The 19000-nt window shown below is 42.4% G+C and carries 16 protein-coding genes; 6 read left to right on the top strand and 10 right to left on the bottom strand.

Annotated elements, in window-relative coordinates:
- Positions 1-170 precede the first annotated feature (170 nt).
- From proB to uvrB, 8 genes are all read right to left on the bottom strand, one after another.
- Positions 171-1304, bottom strand: coding sequence for a glutamate 5-kinase (gene proB, locus NI465_RS01795; RefSeq protein WP_004279682.1), 1134 nt, complete (start codon positions 1302-1304; stop codon positions 171-173).
- A gap of 27 nt (positions 1305-1331) precedes the next feature.
- Positions 1332-2540 (bottom strand): Obg family GTPase CgtA, encoded by a 1209-nt coding sequence (gene cgtA, locus NI465_RS01790; protein WP_253144087.1) that lies wholly within the window; start codon positions 2538-2540, stop codon positions 1332-1334.
- 407 nt (positions 2541-2947) lie between these two features.
- Entirely contained in the window at positions 2948-3322 is a 375-nt protein-coding gene (locus tag NI465_RS01785; RefSeq protein ID WP_071851909.1) for a winged helix-turn-helix transcriptional regulator, read from the bottom strand.
- 183 nt (positions 3323-3505) lie between these two features.
- A complete protein-coding gene (locus NI465_RS01780) occupies positions 3506-4963 on the bottom strand; it encodes a glyceraldehyde-3-phosphate dehydrogenase (RefSeq protein ID WP_071851907.1) in 1458 nt (485 codons plus the stop codon).
- A gap of 240 nt (positions 4964-5203) precedes the next feature.
- Positions 5204-6970: a hypothetical protein gene (locus NI465_RS01775; protein ID WP_071851905.1), complete on the bottom strand. Its 1767-nt coding sequence runs from the start codon at positions 6968-6970 to the stop codon at positions 5204-5206.
- 109 nt (positions 6971-7079) lie between these two features.
- Positions 7080-8018, bottom strand: a complete 939-nt coding sequence (rarD, locus tag NI465_RS01770) for an EamA family transporter RarD (RefSeq protein WP_086043983.1) — start codon at positions 8016-8018, stop codon at positions 7080-7082.
- A 162-nt stretch (positions 8019-8180) separates the two neighbouring features.
- On the bottom strand, positions 8181-8768 hold the full coding sequence (locus tag NI465_RS01765; protein ID WP_180086679.1) for a lipocalin family protein: 588 nt from the start codon (positions 8766-8768) through the stop codon (positions 8181-8183).
- Between the two features lie 145 nt (positions 8769-8913).
- Entirely contained in the window at positions 8914-10935 is a 2022-nt protein-coding gene (gene uvrB, locus NI465_RS01760; RefSeq protein WP_086043985.1) for an excinuclease ABC subunit UvrB, read from the bottom strand.
- 365 nt (positions 10936-11300) lie between these two features.
- On the opposite strand from uvrB, the gene NI465_RS01755 reads away from it, so the two are divergent.
- Positions 11301-12089, top strand: a complete 789-nt coding sequence (locus NI465_RS01755; protein ID WP_086043986.1) for an A1S_2505 family phage non-structural protein — start codon at positions 11301-11303, stop codon at positions 12087-12089.
- Between the two features lie 287 nt (positions 12090-12376).
- Here NI465_RS01755 and NI465_RS01750 read toward each other — a convergent pair whose 3' ends face one another.
- Positions 12377-12556: a hypothetical protein gene (locus tag NI465_RS01750; RefSeq protein ID WP_004646507.1), complete on the bottom strand. Its 180-nt coding sequence runs from the start codon at positions 12554-12556 to the stop codon at positions 12377-12379.
- A gap of 450 nt (positions 12557-13006) precedes the next feature.
- On the opposite strand from NI465_RS01750, the gene NI465_RS01745 reads away from it, so the two are divergent.
- The 5 genes from NI465_RS01745 to NI465_RS01730 all read left to right on the top strand — a co-directional run bounded on the left by NI465_RS01745 (position 13007) and on the right by NI465_RS01730 (position 17329).
- Positions 13007-14080: an OmpW/AlkL family protein gene (locus NI465_RS01745; RefSeq protein ID WP_148334393.1), complete on the top strand. Its 1074-nt coding sequence runs from the start codon at positions 13007-13009 to the stop codon at positions 14078-14080.
- Positions 14081-14235: 155 nt separating this feature from the next.
- A complete protein-coding gene (locus tag NI465_RS01740; RefSeq protein ID WP_086043987.1) occupies positions 14236-15450 on the top strand; it encodes an MFS transporter in 1215 nt (404 codons plus the stop codon).
- A complete protein-coding gene (locus NI465_RS16680; protein ID WP_005107399.1) occupies positions 15443-15577 on the top strand; it encodes a hypothetical protein in 135 nt (44 codons plus the stop codon). Before NI465_RS01740 ends, NI465_RS16680 begins: the two co-directional genes overlap by 8 nt.
- Before the next feature lie 178 nt (positions 15578-15755).
- Entirely contained in the window at positions 15756-16721 is a 966-nt protein-coding gene (locus NI465_RS01735) for a TauD/TfdA dioxygenase family protein (RefSeq protein ID WP_086043988.1), read from the top strand.
- A 278-nt stretch (positions 16722-16999) separates the two neighbouring features.
- Entirely contained in the window at positions 17000-17329 is a 330-nt protein-coding gene (locus NI465_RS01730; RefSeq protein WP_071851891.1) for a four-helix bundle copper-binding protein, read from the top strand.
- A gap of 96 nt (positions 17330-17425) precedes the next feature.
- On the opposite strand, the gene sthA is transcribed toward NI465_RS01730, so the two are convergent.
- On the bottom strand, positions 17426-18841 hold the full coding sequence (gene sthA / locus NI465_RS01725) for a Si-specific NAD(P)(+) transhydrogenase (RefSeq protein ID WP_004646501.1): 1416 nt from the start codon (positions 18839-18841) through the stop codon (positions 17426-17428).
- Positions 18842-19000 lie beyond the last annotated feature (159 nt).

Below are 19000 nucleotides of genomic sequence, written 5' to 3'. Positions count from 1 at the left end.
GTACGAGGCATAGCGAATAGTAAAATTGGGTTTGGCGATTTGATTTTACTACTTCGCTATTTTTTTAAGCTAAAAGTGTCAACACACCCTAAATAAATCTAATTAAAATGCCATAAAAAATCCCGCTCGAGAGCGGGACTTTTGAATCTCTAAACTTGAATCTGAATAATTTAGTAAATCGCCATATGATTGCGATGAATCATCTCTAAAGAACGTGCTTCACCCAAAACCTGATGAACTTTATCCGATGCCAGACCACGAACGATATCTGCTGAACGAGAACTAAAGTTGACACGACCAACTGCAATACGGTGACCTTGTGTATCGACACATTCCACCACATCACCGCGTTCGAAATGACCCTCAACCGCTTTCACCCCTACAGGCAATAAACTGCGATGATTGTCTTTAATGGCTTTTACTGCACCATCATCAATCACTAAACGACCTGCGGTTTGCAAGTGAGCAGCCAACCATTGCTGATGCGCTGTCATCCGGTCTTTGTCAGTGACAAACAAGGTACCTAACAATTCGCCAGACATTAGACGTGATAGAACACCATCACTATCACCACTTGCAATTAAGGTCGGACAGCCCGACTTTGCCGCCAGACGGGCTGCACGAACTTTGGTCAGCATGCCACCACGACCAAATTTACCGCCTCCACCGGCCATATCAAACAGACTTTCATCCATCGCACGTACGGTATGGAACAGTTTGGCATCTGGATTAGACCGTGGGTCTGAGTCAAACATCCCTTCCTGATCCGTTAAGATAATCAGAAGGTCTGCATGAACCTGACCTGCGACCATGGCCGCAAGCGTGTCGTTGTCACCAAAGCGAATTTCGTCAGTCGAAACCGTGTCATTTTCATTGATCACCGGAATCACGCGCCAATCAATCAGGTTCTGCAAGGCATCACATGAGTTGAGGTAGCGACGACGATCTGCCAGATCATCATGGGTTAACAATACTTGCGCAGTTCGAATCTGATGCTTCTCAAGTACGCTTGACCAAGTATGAATCAGGCCCATCTGACCGATGGCAGCACAAGCCTGAAGACTGGGTAGATCGGTGGGTCGATTCTCAAGTTTCATTCGAACCATACCTTCAGCCACAGCACCGGAAGACACCAGAATAATCTCGTGTCCTGCATTGTGTAGATCTGCGATTTGTCCCGCCCAATGCGAGATAGCATCTAAATCTAAACCTTGTCCGTTTGCTGTGAGTAAAGATGATCCGATTTTAACAACGATTCGTTTACAACCCTTGAGCTGACGTTGCCCATCTACCACTTCTATCATCTTGTCCTCAGACTCTTCTCTCAGAGATTAGCGTACGTAGTACACTTCCACATCACTATCATCATCGCCATCTTCATCATCACCCAGAATACCGGCAAGACGTTGCTGACGACGCATCTCACGATACGCTTCTTTTGCAGCGATGGTTTGTTCACGTGTTTCAGCTTCAAGCTGATCACGGAATGCTTTCATTTCTGCTGCATATTCTTGATCTTCAGCTTCGCGTTCACGTTGCTCTTCGATCTGATCCATCAGGTAGTAAACTACGTCTTTGGTGCCTTCAGCAGTTAAGCCAGAAGTTTCAAAAACCGGGCCTTCCCACTGCAATTCTTCAAGAATATGGGTACACCATTCTTCACGTGTTTCTTCAGCCAACTGATCGACTTTGTTCAGTACCAATACGATCGGCAGTTTTGAAAGCGTTGGGGAGAAGTTTTCTAACTCTTTCATAATTGCTTTGGCATTATGTGCCGGATCTGAGCCATCAATCGGTTGTACGTCAACGATATGCAACAAGATACGGGTACGCGCCAAGTGCTTCAGGAAGCGAATCCCAAGACCTGCACCTTCAGATGCACCTTCGATCAGGCCGGGAATATCCGCCATCACGAATGAACGGTGACTGTCAGCATCGACCACACCCAGGTTTGGCACCATGGTAGTAAATGGATAATCTGCAACTTTTGGTTTTGCAGCCGATACTGCACGAATGAAGGTTGATTTACCCGCATTTGGCATACCCAGCAAGCCGACATCTGCCAGAACTTTAAGTTCTAGACGGATTTCACGGAATTCGCCTTTTTGACCATGCGTACACTTACGTGGTGAACGGTTGGTCGATGATTTAAAGTGGGTATTACCTAAACCACCATCACCGCCTGCTGCCACTTTCACGCGTTGACCGTCTTCGATCAAGTCGCCAATAATGTCACCAGACTCAACATCTACAATTGTTGTTCCTACCGGAACTTTTAGTACGGTATCTTCACCGCCACGACCAGCACAGTTCGCCCCACGGCCATTTTTTGCTCGTTCTGCACGATATTTACGTGTATAACGATAATCAACTAGCGTACTGGTGTCGTCGTCAGCCTGAATATAAATGCTGCCGCCACGACCACCATCACCACCATCTGGACCACCAAATGGCACGAATTTTTCACGGCGAAAACTGGCTACGCCATTGCCACCGTCGCCAGCCTCTACGGTAATGACTGCTTCATCAACAAAGCGCATATTGCCAATCCTCTAAAAACTTTAAAACCCCATATTCTGCCATATTTTAAAGAATTTCTCGAATAGAATTATGCAGCAATCCCATAAATCTTAGTTAGTCGTTTTCTCACCAAGTTTATTTGATCTATTCAAGGCATAGATTTGGAAAAAGAATACTTAAAAGATTGAAAAGAAGTGATAGGAAATGAAGCGTTTTTGCCCTAGTACCATTCCCTATTCTGGAAATTCTTTTTGTGAATTTCTTGATGATTTTTAAAATAATTTATAGAGGAGTAAATTTTCAAAAACCCTATTCACAAGAAAATATTCTTATGCGGATACCTTTTAAAATCTATATTTTATATCAACTAAGATAAGTCCAAATTTTTTATTTTCATAAACACTGCATTCCTGCCATTTAATAATAACTATTTAATAACACTTTGTTTATGCTCTAAAATATCTGGCAGGCTTTTTTCAATCCAGCCAATTAAATACATTATTTTTTCAGCCGCTTGTGAACCGGTAATCGTCAATTGATATTCCACTTTTGGCGGCACCACCGGATAAACCGTTCTCAAAATAAAACCATCCTGTTCAAGCATTTTTAAAGTCTGGGAGAGCATTTTTTCACTTACCCCCTCAATGCGTTGTTTCAGTTCACTGAAACGATGCACACCTTCACTTAAGCAACGCAAAACCAAGACCGACCATTTATTGGCAAGGTGTTCCAATATTTCACGTGATGGACATTCAGTTGATAAAACCTGCCCCAATAACGGGCTAATTGCATAATTTGTCATACTATTCTCACCATATTTTTATTACTTACTCATTTTAATATACTTACTCTTTGTAAGTTATCAGATTCATATTTCGCCAGCAAGCAGATTTATTAATTCTTATTAGATTAAAAAGTCTGCTTTAAATAAAAAAATCATAAAAAAAGAGCCTCAAATGAGGCTCTTTTTTTAGCTAAATACTAATTATGCATTAGTTTCAGCAGGAACTTTTGGATAGCTTACGCCACCCATTTGTTCAGCAATACGCAATACCTGGCAGCTATAACCCACTTCGTTATCGTACCAAACATAAGCAGTTAAACGGTTGCCTGAAGTGATCGTTGCTTGCGCGTCAAATACACCTGCAGTGCGTGAACCAATAAAGTCAGAAGATACCACTTCAGTCGAGTTGGTATAACCGATTTGACCTTGCAGGCTAGAACCGATTGAAATCTGACGAATGTATTCGTTCACTTCATCACGATCAACGTCTTGACCTAAAGTCAGGTTCAGAATCGCAAGAGATACGTTTGGTGTAGGTACACGTACAGAGTTACCTGTCAATTTACCTTGAAGAGCTGGAAGCGCTTTCGCTACTGCTTTCGCTGCACCAGTTTCAGTAATAACCATGTTCAATGTTGCAGCACGACCACGACGGTCAGCTTTATGGTAGTTGTCGATCAGGTTCTGGTCGTTCGTGAACGAGTGAACTGTTTCAACATGACCATTCAACACCGTGTATTTGTCATGTAATACTTTCAGTGTAGGTGTAATAGCGTTAGTCGTACAGCTTGCAGCAGAGATGATGGTATCTTCATCAAGGATATCCGCTTGGTTTACACCGTAAACTACGTTCTTCATGTCACCTTTACCAGGTGCAGTCAGAATCACACGAGCAGCGCCCGGGCATTTAAGGTGTTGAGCAAGACCTTCAGCATCACGCCATTTACCTGTGTTGTCGATCACAAGTGCATTGTTGATACCGTATGCAGTGTAGTCTACTTCAGAAGGATTAGAAGCATAAATCACTTTGATGAAGTTACCATTGGCAATGATTGCTTCGTTTTCTTCATCTACAGAAATTGTGCCTGCAAATGGACCGTGAATAGAGTCACGACGAAGTAAAGAAGCACGTTTTTCCAAATCACCATCCGATGATTTACGAACAACGATTGCTTTTAGGCTAAGACCACGACCCAGACCTGATTGACCAATCATCAAACGCGCCAAGATACGACCAATACGGCCGAAACCATAAAGAACCACATCTTTATGTTCTACAGCAGCAGCATTGCCTTTGATCGATTTAACAGCGTCCGCAACAAATGCATCGATGTCGCCGCCTTTTTCTTTAAATTCAACAGCAAGTTTACCCAGATCAACTTCAGCAGAACCGATGTTTTCAACTTTCACCAATGCTTCAAGAATTGGGAAAGTATCAACTACAGAAAGTTCAACATCCAGTACGCGAGTACGGCGGTGTGCTTTCAAAATCTGAATTACAGAACGGTTAATTAAAGAGCGACCATAAACTGTAGCTACAATATTTTTTTCACGATATAACTGGCCAACAAGGGCAATCATACGTTCCGCAAGTTCTTCACGGTTTTTCCAGCGACCTTGGTGTTCTGCATGGAGGGCAACAATAGTGTCTTTGCTCACAGATACGTCCTCTAATTAATTGTAAATCTAAGCATAAATTTCTAAACCCGACAATTGTAATGGAATTGGCCGCAAGTTTGAATCAAAAGCTCGTTAAGACGGGTAGTTTTTAACGTATATTCACTATAAATTTCAAAAATAGTTGTAATTAGCTGAATGATTTTGCATCCGAAAACTCTAAAGAGCACTATTTTTCAGTACCTGGCACAAATTTGTTAAATGTTGTTTATTCAAACAAATCTAAAGTTCAAAATTTAGCGTCCCACCCTGTTCAGACTGGATTCTACTCCCTGCTGAAAAATTCATGTCCAGACTCATGGAGGCATTGAAGTTTTCTACATCAAAATCATCATAAGTTTCGGGCAAATGAATGAGCAAAGGTAAACGGGTCAGGCCATTGTCCCCAGAGGGAAAAGCATAGTGGCGATCAACCTGCTGTAAATGCTGCAAACTTTCAAATTCCAGAAATACGCTACAGTTTTCATGTGTTCTTGGCACCTGAATAATTTCCAGAAACATACTACGCTTTAACTGCTGCAATTGATTGAGCGCGGTATCAATCGCCTCATCGAAATTATTTTTACGCCACAACTTTTTAAATACGGATTTTTTCTCTTCATCCACTTTTTGCCGCTGCAGTGTATTAATATATTTTTTCAGATCCCGGTATTGCTGTACATTTTCAGAAATCGTATTTTGAATATCCAGAACAGCCTGCTGTGAACGCTGATGCATGACTTGCCATTCATTACGGTGGGTAGGAATAAAGGTTTCCGCTTTACGCTTTTCCAGTAAACGGATAAAAGCCAGCAGTTTATATTCAAAATTCTGGATGTACTGATTAAACATGAAACCCGGCTGGGACTTGAAATCGCGGTAATAGGCCAGAATTTCTGTAAATATTTTATGGACATGCAGATACAGATAATCAAACTCTTCAAGATGCGACAAATGATCACGAATGGCATCCCGCATCGGCAAAAGCAATTCACGCGTCATAATTTCTTCAAACTGCTTCAGGTGACGTTGTGCCACCACATCGGCATTTTTCTCTACGACTTGAATGGGCTCAACCAGTAAAGGTAATAACTTCTGTTCAGACACCTGTTCCAGTGTATTTACAATGTCGATTACATCCAAATGAATCTGACTCTGTAAAGTCACCATTCGCTGCATTTGCGATTTCAGGGTTTCTACCACCACTTCATCCATGTCATCCTGCAGCTCCAGAATCAGGATATTCAGATAAACCTGATCTTCAAGTACACCTTTTTCTTCAATCAGGAAACGACGAATAGAATACGGGTTTTGCTGCACATCCATCACCGGCGCAACGATAAATAGAAATTGCGAGGTACGGACAATATCAAAATGACGAATCTGCTGCTCTTTAATCAGGAAATAACGGAAAAGTGGATGCGTCATTTCTGCAGTCTGTTTTTTTAATAGCGGCTTATACCAATAACCCAGCAATTGCTGCTTGATAAAAACTTCAATAATGAAGCATTTAATGTGCTGTTCGGTAAGCTGACGCACCCCTTCAACCGGCTGTAAGCGAAGACCACGAATAATCTCAGCAGCATTTAATAAAAATGTACGACGCAGTTCCAGCTTTTCACGCTGCATCTGAAAATTTTCATTGACGTCAATTTTATCGATTTGTTCAAGTACGTTTTCTAAGTAGTCCGCAATTTGCAAGCTATCATTCAAACCCTGCAAACTTTTCAGTGACAAGCCAAAGGTACTGGCATAGTAACGCATCCGGTCATTGAGAAATTTTTGGCTAAGACGTTCTACCGAATGTTGAGCCTGATAGCGGTATTGATCCATTTCCCGATCCCAAAGAATTTTCTTGGGCTTTAAAATCTGAAAATCAATACTTTCTTTTAATTCTGGTGAAACTTCTGCCAGAACAGTACGAAGCTCTCGCTCCCAATTTAAATCCAGGCTCGGTTCCAGTTGTGATAAACGCGCACGTAACTGATATGGAATCGCGATCTGTGACATGTTTATCCCCTTAAGATATAGAAAACATTCTTTTAAACAAAATGGTAGACGATTTTGAAAATAATCAGGTCAATATTGTCTGACGAATATAATGCTTATGCAAACCACATTATTCATTATTTTTTCTGATTTTTTCTAGCTGTGCGGCTTTATTTGCCAGCTCATATTTTTTCAGCTGCTGCTGTTTTAAATGCAATATTCCTTCCACAACCAGTAATAAAACAGCCAACCAGATTGGGATATAGGTCAACCATTCATCTGATTCCACGCGCTCACCGAGTGCCATTGAAGCAAAAGCCAGCAGTACCGGCTCTAGATAACTCAACAGCCCAAAGATGACAAAGGGCAAATATCGGCTGGCCAAAATATAGCTGCCTAAACCGAGCGCACTTAAAAAACCTAATCCAAGAATTGCCAAGATCAAGTGGGAATGATTCAACATGAGCGGCATGGAATCGCTATAGATAAAGCCCAAATAAAATGCCACCGGCAAAATCAGAAATAGATCCCACCAGAATCCACCAAGATGATCGGTCGCGAATTTACGCCGCATAAAAAAATAAAGTGGATAAGCTAAAGCGACATAGACCGTTTCCCATGCGATTGAACCGATCCGCCAGATTTCATGTCCTACTCCCAAAACTGCCAGAGCAAGAGCAACCATCTGGAAGGATGATAATTTTTCTTTATAAAGCACACAGCCGACCAGCACCATCACCAGAGGCAGGAGAAAATAACCGAGTGAGACTTCGAGGCCACGCCCATTGATAGGGCCCCATAAAAACAACCACAATTGTGTAGTACATAACAGCGAACTAATCAGCAACCAGATCAAAAATGAAGGCTGTCGTAATACCCGCTTAAAAATACTGCTGATATGTTTCAGATCACCCGACCACCACATGAAGGCTGTGAGGAATGGCAAGGTCGCCAGCATGCGCCAGGCAAAGGTCTGCTCACTATCTAAAGGCTGTAAAAAAGGCGTAAATACATAGAGCACTCCAAAAACCACGGAGGCCAAGACAGATAACGCGATGCCTTTATACATATTTAAACTCTACTTTCGTTCGCCGGCATTATAACGATTAGTACAATAGAAAGCTTGATGCTTCATCTATTTAAAATGTAGTCATCTCTCGATGTTAGATTGTCTTTCGACACGTAAAATAAAAAACCATGCTGTAGCATGGTTTCCATTAAGACGATATTTTTATCTTTGAGTTTGTTTGGTATGAATCACATCACTCAGGTCATAACCGACCGACTGTGCATATTGTAAATATTCATTCACCACATTTTTATCCAATTGAGGATCACGTGAGAGTATCCACATATATTTGCGTTTAGGCTCACCAACCAGAACAGTTTGATAATTTTCATCCAGTTTTAAGACCCAATAATCGCCACGAGCGACCGGAATCCAGCGAATAAAGTCTGGTAAGAAACTGACTTTTAGCTTGGTATTCTGCGGTGGATTTTGCACAAATGCCTCACCCAATGACTGGGTTTGTCCACCATCTTTTTTAATGCAGCGGTTATCCACCACAATATTGCCATTTTCATTTAAAGTATAAGTCGCTGTGACATCACGGTCACACTTGTTTTGAAAATATAAAGGTTTGCGCGCTACTTCGTACCATGTTCCCAGATAACGGTCCAGTTCAACTTTCTCAATGGTCGGTAATCGCTCCTCTTTCGCATAGGCCATGGTAGCGGCGCCCAAACCGAGAAGAACCGCACTACCCACCGCAATTTTTGCCAGCTTTAATCCAGTACGTGAAGATTTTTGAGTTGTCATAAAGATACCTATTACATGTTCACAAAATATTTATTTAAAAAAATTCTGTTCATACAATAGCTTTATCACAGCTCTCAATTTGTTACATTATGTTTGCTTTGTGATTGATTTTACGTCATTTAAATAAGATTTAATGCAACCAAAATCAATCAAACATCTGGGCTTTTAAACGTACAATTTCATCACGCATACGCGCAGCCTGCTCAAACTGCAGCTCTTTGGAAGCTTTCAACATTTCTTTTTCAAGCTTGTTAATGTGTTTCGCAAACATTTTCGGATCTGCCATGATATGCCGCTCATCGGCACTGATCGCACGTGCCTGATCCGAGGCTTTCAATTCAATTGAATCATCATCCAATACTTCACCGGTATCAATTTCCTTGATCACCTGACGCACTGCACTGCGCGGCGTAATGCCATGTTCTTCATTAAATTGAATCTGCTTGGCACGACGACGATCTGTCTCATCAATGGCTTTCTGCATCGAATCAGTGATTCGGTCTGCATACAGAATCGCCTTACCTTTCAGGTTACGCGCAGCGCGGCCAATGGTCTGAATGAGAGAGCGCTCGGAACGCAGGAAACCTTCTTTATCCGCATCCAGAATAGCAACCAGTGACACTTCCGGCATATCCAGCCCTTCACGCAGCAGGTTAATCCCGACCAGTACATCATGCACCCCAGTACGCAGTTCATGAATGATTTTGACCCGCTCGACGGTATCGATATCCGAGTGTAAATAAGCAACCTTAATCCCATACTCTTTCAAATAAGAAGTTAAATCTTCGGCCATACGCTTAGTCAAGGTCGTAACCAGCACCCGCTCATTAATATCTTTACGTAGATTAATTTCTGAAAGCACATCATCGACCTGCGTCAGAACTGGACGAATTTCAATTTCCGGATCGATCAGACCAGTCGGACGTACCACCTGCTCGACAATCTGCTGGGACTTTTCCAGCTCGTAACGTGCGGGCGTTGCGCTGACATAAACGGTCGTCGGCACAATACGTTCCCATTCCTCAAATTTCATCGGCCGGTTATCCAGCGCGCTTGGCAAACGGAATCCGTAATTGACCAGATTTTCTTTACGCGAACGGTCGCCCTTGTACATGGCACCAATCTGCGGCACTGTCACATGCGATTCATCAATAATCAGCAAGGCATCATCAGGAATATAATCGAACAAGGTCGGTGGCGCTTCACCCGCAGGACGGCCAGATAAATGACGCGAATAGTTTTCAATGCCGTTGGTATAACCCAGTTGTTGCATCATTTCCAGATCATAGCGTGTCCGCTGTTCAATCCGCTGTGCTTCCAGCAATTTGTCATTTTCACGGAAGAACACCAGGCGCTCTTTGAGTTCGTCCCGGATGGTTTCAATCGCGCGGGATAAATTGTCTTTCGGCGTAACATAATGGCTTTTAGGATAAATAGTGACGCGAGGCACTTTACGAACCATTTTCCCGGTCAGCGGATCAAACCAGCGAATGGAGTCAACTTCATCATCAAACAGTTCAATCCGGATCGCATCCTGATCCGATTCTGCCGGGAAAATATCAATAATTTCGCCGCGAATACGATAAGTACCACGCAGAAATTCCAGTTCGTTACGCGAATACTGCATCTCGACCAGACGGCGAATAATATCATCACGGCCAATGCGGTCACCCTCCACCACATGCAGCAACATGCTCATATAGGCATTTGGATCACCCAAACCATAAATCGCAGATACCGATGCGACAATAATCGCATCACGTCGCTCTAGGAGTGAACGGGTTGCAGAAAGGCGCATCTGGTCAATATGGTCATTAATTGCAGCATCTTTCTCGATAAAAGTATCTGAAGATGGCACATAGGCTTCCGGCTGATAATAATCATAATAACTGACAAAATATTCGACGGCATTATTGGGGAAAAATGCTTTAAATTCGCCGTAGAGCTGCGCAGCCAAAGTTTTGTTATGTGCCATGACAATGGTCGGACGCTGTGTCTGTGCAATGACATTGGCCATAGTATAGGTTTTACCAGACCCAGTAACCCCCAGTAAAAGCTGATCATGAAAACCCTGTTCAATGCCTTTGACAAGTTTTTCAATGGCCTGTGGCTGATCGCCTGCTGGTTGATAACTGGTCACTAATTCAAAGGGTTTTTTATCACTCATAGCTTTCGCTGACTTCGCTGCGGATATAGATTTGATTTATTATGAGGGTAAATTGGAATTACTCAATCCCTGCTTAGGTTTCTGTTTGGTAAAATAAAACAATATTAGTATTCATTATTTGTTAGCGCTTGACTCATTCTCTAGTTTGAAAAATCATCAATAAAATATACAGTTACAAAGCGAATAAATACAGAAAAAACCAAGCATTTTCAGCCAGCAGCTTTATTTGTGCATACTCGGCATCATGTTTTGCCTTATGGGTGAAATATTACTCTCTCTGTTTGGATATCGCTGCAGAATAATGCCTTGACCCCTATGCATTTCACGGGCAACATGAAGATCAGGATGGCCTAGAATCGACAATTATGACTTACCACTATCACGATGAAAGTATTGTTAAATCCCTTCCGGAAAATACGGTTTTTGTTTTTGGCAGCAACTTGGCTGGACAACACGGTGGTGGAGCAGCCAGAACGGCACTTGAGCATTTTGGTGCAGTCATGGGCGTGGGTCGTGGCTGGGCGGGTCAGAGCTATGCCATTCCCACCATGAACGAGCATTTGCAACAAATGCCGCTCTCACAAATCCAGCACTATATTGATGACTTTAAGATTTACACCAAAAATCATCCTAAAAATAAATATTTTATTACTTCCTTGGGTTGTGGGATCGCAGGTTATAAGGTCGAGGAAATTGCACCGATGTTTAAAGGCATCTCACGCAATGTCATTTTCCCGCAATCTTTCCGTCCATTTGTCGAAAAGCCCCTGCCAAAATTAAGCGCAAATTTCTTACACACCATATTCCGCGATTCCGTGATTTTAACTCCGGCCAGCGATGAATTGATTGAAGAACTGCCTTTGACCGAAAATGAAAAAAGCCTGGCGAGAATTATTTTAAATACCCAGATCTATCCGACCGACAGCAATGGGCGGGAACGTGTCTTTGAAATTGAAGATATCCTGCACAATCTGAATACCAAGCTAGTCGATTTTCAGAGCCATTCAGAAGGTACCATGTTATTTGGAGGCGTGATTTTAGCGCTACTGGAACTTTATAATATTAACGAGAAAGATTTTATTGATGTCTGGCAAGGTGAGCGAAAAATTGCGCCACCGAAACCGGAAAATAAAGCGCGTAAAAGCATTCGTTAGTGCTATCAAAATATCTTTCAAAAAAAGCCAAGGTTTGAATTGGCTTTTTTTATGGGCGGCTAAAATATCGAATATAAAATCAATCAGGTCTGGATTTTATTTTGATGGGTATTTACAGAGCTTAAATATTTCGTTTGCTTTATTAAGAATAAAATTGAAAGAGATTTGGCTAAATCAGAGTTCTAATTTCTCTTTAGTTGAAAGATAAATCAAATATTGATCGCTAACTCCCTAAAAAATTCTACAAAAAAAGCCATGATTTATCATAGCTTTTTGAGTCTGATCAATTAGCGTTTGCCCATTGAACGGCGAGTACCACGTGGTGGCATCCAAGTACGGTCAGCATAACGCTGCGGTCTTGGTCTTAAATCTTCCAGAACTTCTTCTGCAGCATTTTGCTCTGCTTGCTTGATCGGGAAAGGTAAATTAACCAAGGGCTTTTTTTTGGGAGGAGTTTGGGTGCTCATGTGATTCACTCAATAATATATGTAGCTATTGTACAAAAAAACTCAGTCGACTGGGTAGCAGGATCTTGGATAAATTCATATGCTCTTGTTTTGGAAAAATAAAAAATCATCCCATGATGATAAATGCTTGAATCAATGCAGCCTAAAATTTACCTAAACTCTCCTCTCTATCTTCCATGATAAAAATTCATAGGATTGAAATTTTAACGCTCTCAAGAGCAAATTTCCTTCATTTTTATACTTAAGCTATTAAGGTAAAAGTAATTATTTTTACACACTATACATTTCTTAAAACTCAAGAGATACAAACAAAAAATATACAGCAGTTACCAATATTAACCATCGATTAACTTTTGACCTGTTGTTCTATAACTGAATTTTTTAATGTAATTCACATAATTAGTTAACTAGAAAAACGAATAAACAAACTGGACATGGAGTTCCAAATCAATGAAAACATTGCTGGCATGTATGGCAGGCCTAGCCACTTTACCTATGGTCGCGCATGCAGATTCCCCTTATTTTAGCTTGCAAGATGGAGATGGCTTTAAGCGCTTTTCGGTATCAGTCGGTGCATTGCATGTGATGCCGCAAGGCAAGGCCCAACCATTTAAAGTGAATACTGCTGTCAAAGAAGGTGAAACATCACAAGTAGGTGATATCTCAATTGACTCTGTGAAAAATAATCTTGATCCAGACATGGACCCAAACCTTTCCTCTGTTTTTGTTAATATTCTCGATCGACTTGGTACAGAAACACTGCCCGCAACGCTCAGTGGACGAGCTGAAATTTATGGACTGGAAAGCTGGAATAATCCTGGTACTGGCCTGGAAGCAGATGATGTCACCACCTTAGGCATTATGACCAATTACTATTTTACCGATAATATTTCTTTTGAAATGAAAGCCGGCATTCCCCCCAAAGTAGACTTGCAAGGCAGTGGTAAAATTTATGCCCCTTTTTCTGCGCTTGCTACCCCAAGTTTAGGTTCGATCGATTTACCCGGCATTGAGTTAAAAAATGATATTCTCATTACTGATCTGGAAGCTTATGGGCCGGCCGCCTCTGCCCGCGCCTGGACACCTGCCTTTGAATTCCAGTATCACTTTGGTAAAACCGGAGTGAATAAATTCCGGCCTTATGTCGGCTTAGGTGTGATGTATGCCTATTTCAATGAACTGGAAATTAACTCACGTACTGAGCAGGACCTGATTGCTGCAGGACATATGATTGCCAATATCAAGGAAGGAAAAGCAGGTGCTTCTCTGGATGGCACGCCAAGTTCAGCCAACCCGAAAGTTGATCTGGAAGCATCCGATGCTTTCGCGCCTGTGGCCACGGTCGGCTTTAGCTATGACTTTAATGACACCTGGTTTGCAGTCGGTTCAGTATCTTATGCACATCTAAAAAATGACACGACAATTACGGTGACAGATGCAAATTTAGGTGAACTGATTCGCTCTAAAGCCGATATTGAAGTCAATCCGATTCTGGCCTATGCCGGGATCGGTATGCGTTTCTAAGCTCAATATCCGATTTTTAATTAAAACGGCTTCGGCCGTTTTTTTAGGCTTAATATATTGATAAAAAAATTTATCTTTTGATCAATATTTATTTAATAGCCTCTATTGCTTGAATCGAATACTATACATATCAACTTTATAGGCATGAATGACGTATGGCTGACAGTCAATTTTCCAAAGCTCTTATTTTTATGCTGATTGGCTCCGCCATAATTTTGGCACTGTCACTGGGTGTACGTCATGCCTTTGGTCTGTATCTGGTACCGATGAGCGAAGAGTTTGGCTGGGGTCATAATGTTTTTAGTCTGGCCATTGCCATGCAAAACCTGATCTGGGGTGCAGTTCAACCGATTACCGGGGCATTTGCTGATAAATATGGCAGCAAGATTGTGGTAGCTGTAGGCGGAGCCTTATATGCAATTGGTCTACTCTTGATGGCAGTTAGCTCGACCGGATTATTGCTTAATCTAAGTGTGGGTCTGATTCTGGGTCTCGCCCTGTCTGCCACCTCATTTCCGGTCTTATTGTCTGCGGTCGGGCGTGCCGCCCCACCAGAAAAGCGCAGTTTGGCAATGGGAATTGCCAGTGCGGCCGGGTCTTTTGGTCAGTTTATCATGCTGCCTTCAACCCTGCTGCTATTACAGAATGTTGGCTGGTCAGCGGCGCTGGTGGTCAGTGCCATTTTAATTGCACTGATTGTGCCATTGGCCTGGATGCTGAAAGCACCGATGTATGTTCATCCCAACGCGGCCGCTACCCCCAATAAAGTCTCACTCAATTTTAAACAGATTCTGGTGGTAGTGAAAAATCATAAACCGTTCTGGTTTCTAGCCATGGGCTTTTTTGTTTGTGGTTTTCAGGTCGTTTTTATTGGCATCCACCTGCCGGGCTATCTGATTGATCATGGCTTTAATGCCACAACCGGTACGATTTTCTTAGCCTTAGTGGGTCTGTTTAATGTGCTAGGCACCTATACCGCCGGCTGGCTCGGTGGAAAATATTCCAAACCGCATCTGCTAATGGGATTATATGCCTTGCGTGGAATTGCGATTATTGCCTTTCTCATGCTGCCTCTCAGCACATGGACAGTCTATAGCTTTGGTGTCATTATGGGACTACTCTGGTTATCGACCGTTCCGCTGACCAATGGTATTGTGGCGAATATGTTCGGGGTGAAATATCTGACCATGCTCAGTGGCATTGTGTTCTTTACCCATCAGGTTGGCTCGTTTTTCGGTGGCTGGCTCGGTGGAGTCAACCATGATTTGAGCGGCAATTATAATGCGGTGTGGATGCTATCAATTGTCCTCAGCATTTTGGGGGTACTGGTGCATTTCTGGGTCAATGAGGAGCAAATCGTCCATGACTGATTCTCTGCTGAAACTCAAACTTTCGATTGCTGTGGCAATCCTGCTTTTACTGGCTTTGTCGATTGGACTGTGGTTTCAGACCCCTGAGCTGTTTGAGTATTTTAATCAGGCTTTCTGCGCACACTAAACTGCTGAAATATCCTCAGCAGAAAATGCGCAATCCATCGCAGAATAAGTTAAATGTTTTAAAATCAATTGAATAATAAAAATATAATATTATTCATAAACTTATCATTTCTTTTGGTTTTATTTCAGTCCGGAATTTTCTTAGATTTTGATCAACAAGAAAATTCTGAGACTTGATAATGACCAGCTTAACCCAACTTTCACAAGCGATTCATGATGCTCCACGCTGGCATCAGCAAGATCAATTTCAACATCCGGCTGAAATCAAGATTGTACCGCAAACCGGTCAGGCCTTAGGCGCAGTGGTCTATGGCTTGGATGCCCGTAAAGCCCAATCATCCAAAACCATTTTAAAGTTAAAACAGGCGCTGGCCGAGCATCTGATTTTGATCTTTAAGCAGCAAAGTCTGGATGATTTACAGTATCTGGCGTTTTCAACTTATTTCGGTTCCATTTTCCGTCCCGGTGCAGATACACCGGTACTGGCTGCGCAGTCCGATAGCGGTGTTCCACCCGATGTCGTGCCGGTTTCCAATGCTGTTGGTCAGGGAGATTACACCGGGCATGGTGAACTGACTCCACATGCCGATCATCAATGGACGCCCCTACCTTCTTTTGGTTCCCTTCTGTATGCCATTGAACTGCCTCAGGACGGCGGACAGACCAGCTGGATCAATACCATTAAAGCTTATGATGCACTCGATGAAGCAACCAAGGTAGAGATCGATCAGCTGCAACTGATTACTTATAACCCTTTTGTGCGCCATCAAAAAACTAAAGATCAGGCTGTTGATCAAGGTTACGGTAATAGTCCGCTGTATCGCTTTAAAGATCAGCCCATATTAAGTCATGCCTATCCGCACCCACTGGTGCGGACCCATCCTGAATCTGGCCGTAAAGCGCTTTGGTTAAACACGCATACCGAGGTCGAGCTGGTCAATTATGATGATCAGGCTGGCAGTCAACTGATCGAAAAATTACGTGAGCATATTTCAAAACCTGAGTTCGCTTATGAACATCATTGGGAAGTGGGCGATATCGTGTTCTGGGACAATCAGGTGACTTTGCACTCACGCCGTCCATTCCCGGCGGATCAGCGCCGTTTATTGAAACGCATCAGTCTGGCCGGTAGCCGCCCATTTTAAAAACCAGAAAATCCGAATAATAAGAAAGGACATTACAACCTTCGATAATAATGACTCATATTTAAATCCTGTACCATTGAGACTTTGACCGCCTCAATGGTTTTTTATTTTTTCAAACAATCAACATCCTTGGTTCTGAATATAAATATGGAAGTAAATCCTTTAACAAAACAAAGTGCCTGTTTACTTTTCCTCACCTAATCTGCCTAGTGTATTTTCCTTTTTCTGCTTAGCGTATTAGAAAATCAGCAATAAACCTATGGAAAGAGGAAACGACAATGAATCAGCTTCAATTTTCAGATTGTGTTCAAACCTGTATGAACTGTTCCCTGGCATGCGCTAACTGTGCCAGTGCCTGTCTTAAAGAAGAAGATTTAGACATGATGCGGGAATGTATCCAGCGCTGTCTGGATTGTGCAGATATCTGTCAGCTGTGTGCCCGTATGGAACAAAAGCAGTCTCCATTCATGCATGAGATATGTGAACTTTGCGCCAAAGCATGTGACTACTGTGCAGAAGAATGTGGCAAGCACCAACATGAACATTGTCAGCAATGTGCCGAAGCATGCCGCCGCTGTGTTGAAGAATGCCGAAAAATGGCTGCTTAAAAATTCAATTTGATCAACTCGACTGACTTAATCAATTCCAATAAAAAAACCGCAAGTGAAGACTTGCGGTTTTTCTGTCTAAGTCAAATATCTCACTTAGAATAAACGGTTCATACCATTCAGTGTCGCTACACGATACGCTTCCGCCATGGTCGGATAGTTAAACGTGGTTTCTACAAAGTACTTGATCGTATTATTCGGGCTGTTCATGACCGCCTGACCAATATGGATAATTTCAGAGGCATTGTTACCGAAGCAATGTACACCCAAAACTTCTAGCGTTTCGCGATGGAACAGAATCTTTAATTCGCCCATGGTATCACCGGTAATCTGTGCACGTGCCAAATGACGGAATGATGCCTGACCGACTTCATACGGAATCTTTTCTTCAGTCAGCTGCTGTTCAGTCTTACCAATCGAAGAAATCTCAGGAATGGTATAAATCCCGGTTGGAATATCAGTCACCGGTGCAACGTCTTTCTCGCCGCTCATGTTGGCACCCGCGCAACGACCTTGGTCATAGGCAGCAGAGGCTAGCGAAGGCCAGCCGATCACATCACCGGCAGCATAGATATTTTCAACTTCAGTCTGATATTGATCATTCACAGTCAATTGACCACGGCTGTTCGGTTTCAGGCCAACATTTTCAAGACCTAGACCATCGGTATTGCCTGAACGGCCATTACACCACAAAATTGCATCAGCTTTGATTTTCTTGCCGCTTTGGGTGTGCATCACCACATGGTCATCAAATGTTTCTAAAAAGTCGATCTGTTCATTATGACGAATCAATACACCCTGTTCACGCAAGTGATAAGACAGTGCATCAGAGATTTCATCATCCAGATAGCTTAAAAGTTTGTGCTGGGTGTTGATCAGGTCAACTTTATGTCCCAGACCAATAAAGATCGAGGCATATTCACAACCGATTACACCTGCGCCATAAATAATGATTTTCTGGATGGAATAGTCCAGATCCAGAATTTTGTCTGAATCAAATACACGCGGATGATTAAAATCAAGAATGTCTGGACGATATGGACGCGAGCCGCTGGCAATGACCAGTTGCTTAAACATCAGCGTTTCTTTAATGCCATCTGGGTTAAATACAAAAATGGTATTTTGATCCTGAATGTAAGCACGACCATGATAAATATCAATTTTATTGCGGTCGTAGAAACGTGAATGTGTATCTACTTGTTGTTGAATAACTTTATGTGCGTGACGCAACACTTGCTTCATGGTGAACTGCTTCCAGTCCCCAACTTTTTGAAACAGTGGATCACGTTGATAACGGATAATACTGGATACTGTTTGACGCAATGCTTTACTTGGAATCGTACCGACATGGGTACAGTTACCACCCAGCTGTTCACGCATCTCAACGATTGCAACACGCTTACCAGATTTGGCAAGTTTCATTGCCGCGCCTTCGCCCGCAGGGCCCGAACCTAGAACTACCGCATCATATTTAACGAAAGTCCCACTAACGACCTCTTTTTTACGTGGCATTCAACGCTCCTCAAAATTAAAAAATTCACTTTAATCTACACTCTTATTATGACGTAAATCCTGTTGATTTGGTGTATTTAACTCACATATATTGCTTGATAAGAACATTTTTTAAATGAATACCCCTTTTTGCCCTATTTAGAACGAAGTCCGTTATAA

Source organism: Acinetobacter lwoffii (assembly GCF_024129855.1).
Classification (GTDB): Bacteria; Pseudomonadota; Gammaproteobacteria; order Pseudomonadales; family Moraxellaceae; genus Acinetobacter; species Acinetobacter lwoffii_L.
Note: the sequence above shows the minus strand (reverse complement) of the source record. Positions and strands in the feature narration are given on the sequence as shown.

Bases quoted from the DNA above. Each gene is read 5' to 3' on its own strand.
- NI465_RS01785 (WP_071851909.1), bottom strand. From the start codon at position 3,322: ATGACAAATTATGCAATTAGCCCGTTATTGGGGCAGGTTTTATCAACT.
- NI465_RS01755 (WP_086043986.1), top strand. From the start codon at position 11,301: ATGACTTACCACTATCACGATGAAAGTATTGTTAAATCCCTTCCGGAA.
- uvrB (WP_086043985.1), bottom strand. From the start codon at position 10,935: ATGAGTGATAAAAAACCCTTTGAATTAGTGACCAGTTATCAACCAGCA.
- NI465_RS01745 (WP_148334393.1), top strand. From the start codon at position 13,007: ATGAAAACATTGCTGGCATGTATGGCAGGCCTAGCCACTTTACCTATG.
- NI465_RS01735 (WP_086043988.1), top strand. From the start codon at position 15,756: ATGACCAGCTTAACCCAACTTTCACAAGCGATTCATGATGCTCCACGC.
- cgtA (WP_253144087.1), bottom strand. From the start codon at position 2,540: ATGCGCTTTGTTGATGAAGCAGTCATTACCGTAGAGGCTGGCGACGGT.
- NI465_RS01730 (WP_071851891.1), top strand. From the start codon at position 17,000: ATGAATCAGCTTCAATTTTCAGATTGTGTTCAAACCTGTATGAACTGT.
- NI465_RS01765 (WP_180086679.1), bottom strand. From the start codon at position 8,768: ATGACAACTCAAAAATCTTCACGTACTGGATTAAAGCTGGCAAAAATT.
- proB (WP_004279682.1), bottom strand. From the start codon at position 1,304: ATGATAGAAGTGGTAGATGGGCAACGTCAGCTCAAGGGTTGTAAACGA.
- NI465_RS01740 (WP_086043987.1), top strand. From the start codon at position 14,236: ATGGCTGACAGTCAATTTTCCAAAGCTCTTATTTTTATGCTGATTGGC.
- rarD (WP_086043983.1), bottom strand. From the start codon at position 8,018: ATGTATAAAGGCATCGCGTTATCTGTCTTGGCCTCCGTGGTTTTTGGA.
- NI465_RS01750 (WP_004646507.1), bottom strand. From the start codon at position 12,556: ATGAGCACCCAAACTCCTCCCAAAAAAAAGCCCTTGGTTAATTTACCT.
- sthA (WP_004646501.1), bottom strand. From the start codon at position 18,841: ATGCCACGTAAAAAAGAGGTCGTTAGTGGGACTTTCGTTAAATATGAT.
- NI465_RS01775 (WP_071851905.1), bottom strand. From the start codon at position 6,970: ATGTCACAGATCGCGATTCCATATCAGTTACGTGCGCGTTTATCACAA.
- NI465_RS16680 (WP_005107399.1), top strand. From the start codon at position 15,443: ATGACTGATTCTCTGCTGAAACTCAAACTTTCGATTGCTGTGGCAATC.